5 protein-coding genes and 1 pseudogene are annotated in these 3992 nt (G+C 46.7%); all 6 read left to right on the forward strand.

The genetic code is table 11. The features are described from left to right. Window positions 1–275, forward strand: a pseudogene (locus GRP75_RS20655) (helicase-associated domain-containing protein); the annotation flags it as partial. A 108-nt stretch (window positions 276–383) separates the two neighbouring features. Further along, window positions 384–824, forward strand: coding sequence for a YlbF/YmcA family competence regulator (locus tag GRP75_RS20660; RefSeq protein ID WP_013310906.1), 441 nt, complete (start codon window positions 384–386; stop codon window positions 822–824). A 39-nt stretch (window positions 825–863) separates the two neighbouring features. Continuing rightward, the gene (locus GRP75_RS20665; protein WP_160790239.1) at window positions 864–1124 is read left to right on the forward strand and encodes a YlbG family protein; all 261 of its coding nucleotides are present in this window, start codon (window positions 864–866) and stop codon (window positions 1122–1124) included. A gap of 230 nt (window positions 1125–1354) precedes the next feature. Further along, a complete protein-coding gene (locus GRP75_RS20670) occupies window positions 1355–1792 on the forward strand; it encodes a hypothetical protein (protein ID WP_023989315.1) in 438 nt (145 codons plus the stop codon). 210 nt (window positions 1793–2002) lie between these two features. Beyond that, a complete protein-coding gene (locus GRP75_RS20675) occupies window positions 2003–2959 on the forward strand; it encodes a selenium metabolism-associated LysR family transcriptional regulator (RefSeq protein WP_049828338.1) in 957 nt (318 codons plus the stop codon). Beyond that, entirely contained in the window at window positions 2959–3828 is an 870-nt protein-coding gene (locus tag GRP75_RS20680) for a PHP domain-containing protein (protein WP_023989314.1), read from the forward strand. The genes GRP75_RS20675 and GRP75_RS20680 overlap by 1 nt, the downstream gene beginning before the upstream one ends. The last annotated feature ends 164 nt before the right edge of the window (window positions 3829–3992 follow it).

A 3992-nucleotide genomic window follows, 5' to 3' on the forward strand; every position in this document is an offset into this window, starting at 1 on the left:
GATCTACAGTCCCCTCCTCATGGACAAAAGAATGGAGGAGTTACCATACTTCCACTGCCCGGCAGTTGATCGAGCAAGCGATTCGTTGGCAGGCTGCTGTGGGACTGCGAATCGGTGGGAAAGAGGTTAAATGGATACCGGAGGCGGTGGTTCCCGGTGCACCATGGAGTGTCACAGGCTGGTACGCCTCAGGAATGGATGACGAAGCACCTTCTCCTGCGACTTTACAGCCAAGTGAATGGTCAGACATGCGGCTGCTGGTTCCTTTTACATAGTAGAGCCAGGAAGTGCATGAAACTCCTTCTTCTCAAAAGAAGGATGTGGTATGATAAATGAGTCTACTTATACAGGGTAGAACTTTATATAAAGTGAGATGAACATTCATGAGCGTAGCCGAATTGAATACGGTCAATATGGCAGAAGTGCTTATTAACGCCTATGAATTGGGCGATATGGTCAACCGATCCTTTGAGGTATCGGATTATTTATATTGGAAACAGCGTGTGGAATTGAACCCGTCTATTCAGGCGTGTGTACGCAAGCTGGATGCCAAAAAGGAGCTATTCGCGGAAACGGAGCGTTTTGGGCATTTTCATCCGAACTATCATGAAGCGAAGGATGCAGTGCAGGTCGTTGAGCTGGAACTGGAACAATTCGTGGATGTTAAGGAGTTCAAACGAGCCGAAAAGGCGCTGGATGATATGCTTCATGCCATGTCTGAAACGATTGCATATTCCGTGTCCGAGACCATTAAGGTGCCGAGCAATGATCCGAATGTGAAAAAGGGCGGATGTGGCAGCGGAGGGAAATGCTCCTGTGGATAGGTCATAGGAATGATACCGAGTGGAGGGGAGATGAAGCGAATGTTTGCCGAGCGGACAGGGTACGTCATTTGGGTAAGCGATATCAAGGCTGCCCGCAATCTGGAGAAATACGGAAATGTCCACTTTATTTCAAAGCGTATGCATTATGTAGTTATATATATGAATGCGGATCGGGCAGAAGACACCGTTAAAAATATTCGCAGACTTTCCTATGTGCGTAAGGTCGAGCGCTCTTTTCGAAATGAGATTAGGACGGAGTACAACGACGATAAGGAAAAGATGAAAGAATATGAAATATAAGCTTCTAATGTCTATAAATTGTAAAATATTCTTAAAAGGTCAGCCTACGGGCTGGCTTTTTTTTGTAAAGCCAGGACTTTTGCATAATGGTCTTAATGCTGTTAGACCTAAAAAATCTTTAAAAATCACCCATAAACTTCAATTTTGTAACTTGTAGTCCCGGGTCTGTTGAGGTAACATATGAATATATTGGTAGATATAAAGACCTATCTGGTGGGGAGAGTGATCCCGTGCGTGACAAAGCAATGCAGCGATGGAGTACATACGAACCGTTCTACGTGGAGATGGGCGATAAAAAAGTCGCCGATATCGTGATTACAAATCATGCGAAAACTCGCTACTTAGATCGGATAGAGCAGAAACAGTCCGAGACGAATCATATCGCCGCCTGGCTTTGGGAATGCCTGAAGCAAAACAGGATGGAGTCCTACTATCATAACGAAGAGGATGTATATTTAATTGATGGTGATCTGGTCGTCGTGGCCGAATTTGGAGAGTTGCCCGGCGAGATGGATATTGCGGGGAATCCGCTGCACAAGATGATTGTCATTACCTTTTTGGGCCGGATGTCGGAGACCATTGAATTAAGGGATTTGAAGTCATACTATTCATGGCTACGCCATTCGCGGCGCATGACACTGATGAAAAGCACTCGTAAGCAAAAATAGACGGTGATTGGGCGGTCGGCCCTAGGCGAAAAAATATTTGAACTTATGATTACCGTCAACTTTAAGTAGAAAGTATGCAGTTATTAGCTGCATGCTTTTTTTTATTTCCGTCAATATAACTCTCCAATTCGGTAAGTTTACTTGGAAATGCTTCGACAGATGTTTTTCTTATGTTAAAATAGGGAGATCAGAGGGGAGAGGGCTGTCAGTATGAACTTTCATCAGTTGCACATTTTTTATACCGTAGCGGAGCGCGGAAGCTTCTCGGCGGCGGCACAAGCGCTGCATATGACACAACCTGCGGTGACGATGCAAATTCAGTCTTTAGAAGATTATTTCGGCACGAAGCTGCTGCAACGTTCGACTAAAAAAATCGAGCTTTCAGAGGCGGGAGCGACACTATTGCCTTTTGCGAAAAAAAGCATGCAACTGATCAGGGAAGCTGACGAGGCGATGTCTGCTTTTACTCACATGCTGGAGGGAAGATTGCATATTGGCGCCAGCCTAACGATTGGTGAGTATATTGTACCAAGAATGTTGGGGCCGTTTGGCCAGGAATACCCTCATATACGTATGGCGATGAATGTGATGAATACGACTCAAATTATGGATGATATACTAAAACATCAGTTGAATTTAGGACTGATTGAGGCCCCAGTCCAGCATCCAGATATCGTGGTGGAACCTGTGATGCAGGACGAACTGAAACTGATTGTGCCTTCAGGACATGCGCTGGCCAAGGCTAAAAAAGTGGTTCTGGAAGATGTGTTTAAGCATCCTTTTGTAGCCAGAGAAAAGGGATCTGGTACACGTCAAGTGATAGAAGATGAGCTGAAAAGTCGTGGTGTGGATGCCTCCCGACTTGGTATTGTAATGGAGATGGGGAGCACTGGAGCGGTCAAATCGGCGGTAGAGGCTGGACTGGGTATTACCATGCTATCACCTTCTTCGGTGAAGCATGAAGTTGCGCTCGGATTGTTGAAAATTGTAAACATTTCAGATATCACGTTCAAACGAGAATTTTATGCAATTCATTTGAAGTCGGCGTTGTTGCCGATTCCGGTAGTAACCTTCCTGTCTTACTTGCGTCGTCATGATCAGGGAACGGACGTGCAGAGGGACTCGCAGGACGAGCTTGCAAAGCTGAAAGAGAAGGAGGATGCATAATGAAGGAGCAGATTAGCGTAAAACGATATGATTTACATACACACACCCTAGCATCTGACGGTATGCAGCCACCTGTAGATAATGTGCGCTGGGCCAAGGAAAAAGGACTGGCAGGTGTGGCCATTACAGATCATGATACGGTAGCTGGCCTGGAAGAAGCTCTGGAGGAGGGAAAACGCATAGGAATTACTGTGGTGCCAGGAGTGGAAATTAGTACTCGAGCTGGCGGTAAGGATATTCATATACTGGGTTATTTTATGGATTACCGCAATAAAGTGTTTTTGGAGCGGTTGGAAAAGCTTCGCCAGGCGCGGGATACCCGTAATGATTTGATTTTAAGTCAATTGCGTAGTCTGGGCGTGGAAATCACACTGGATGAAGTGGTGGCTACGATGGGCAGACCGCTGGCACCAGATGAAAGCATTGGACGTCCGCATATGGCGGATACGCTGGTTCAAAAGGGATATGCGAAGGATATGCGAGACGCGTTTGACCGTTACTTGGCGGAAGGAGCGCCCGGATATGTGTCTGTACCCCGTGTAGAGCCTACGGAGGCCATAAACTGGATTCGTGAAGCAGGAGGGGTACCTGTGGTGGCCCACCCTGGCTTGTACGGAAATGATGAGCTGGTTCGCTCAATTATAGAGGAGGCGAAGCCTGTGGGCTTGGAGGTGCGACATTCGGACCATGATGCTGAGGCTGAGAGCCGATATACTGCGATGGCGGCGCAGTATGGGCTTATTGCAACTGGCGGCTCGGATTTTCACGGTGCACGCCAAGGTGTTATTTTTCACGGTGATCTGGGTAGCCGTAGTGTGGAAGGTCAGGTTGTCGAGGAATTGAGGAAGGCTGCTGTTGGACAAAAGTAAATAAAAAGCCCCTTGCCTTATGCATGGAACACAAGAAGTGTACCGTGCAAAGAACAAAGGGCTTTTTTTGTGGATTCAATAGGCTAGTGAGACTTAGCCGTTTTTGATGCGATTCGGCATTTTTTTGATCAGCTCCTCGTCGGGTGTAATGAAGAGCGTACGCT

The sequence above is a fragment of the Paenibacillus sp. OT2-17 genome (assembly GCF_009827695.1).
GTDB classification, from domain to species: Bacteria; Bacillota; Bacilli; order Paenibacillales; family Paenibacillaceae; genus Paenibacillus; species Paenibacillus polymyxa_B.

Excerpts from the sequence above, each read along its gene's own strand:
- GRP75_RS20660 (WP_013310906.1), top strand. The coding sequence starts at position 384 with ATGAGCGTAGCCGAATTGAATACGGTCAATATGGCAGAAGTGCTTATT.
- GRP75_RS20665 (WP_160790239.1), top strand. The coding sequence starts at position 864 with ATGTTTGCCGAGCGGACAGGGTACGTCATTTGGGTAAGCGATATCAAG.
- GRP75_RS20675 (WP_049828338.1), top strand. The coding sequence starts at position 2,003 with ATGAACTTTCATCAGTTGCACATTTTTTATACCGTAGCGGAGCGCGGA.
- GRP75_RS20680 (WP_023989314.1), top strand. The coding sequence starts at position 2,959 with ATGAAGGAGCAGATTAGCGTAAAACGATATGATTTACATACACACACC.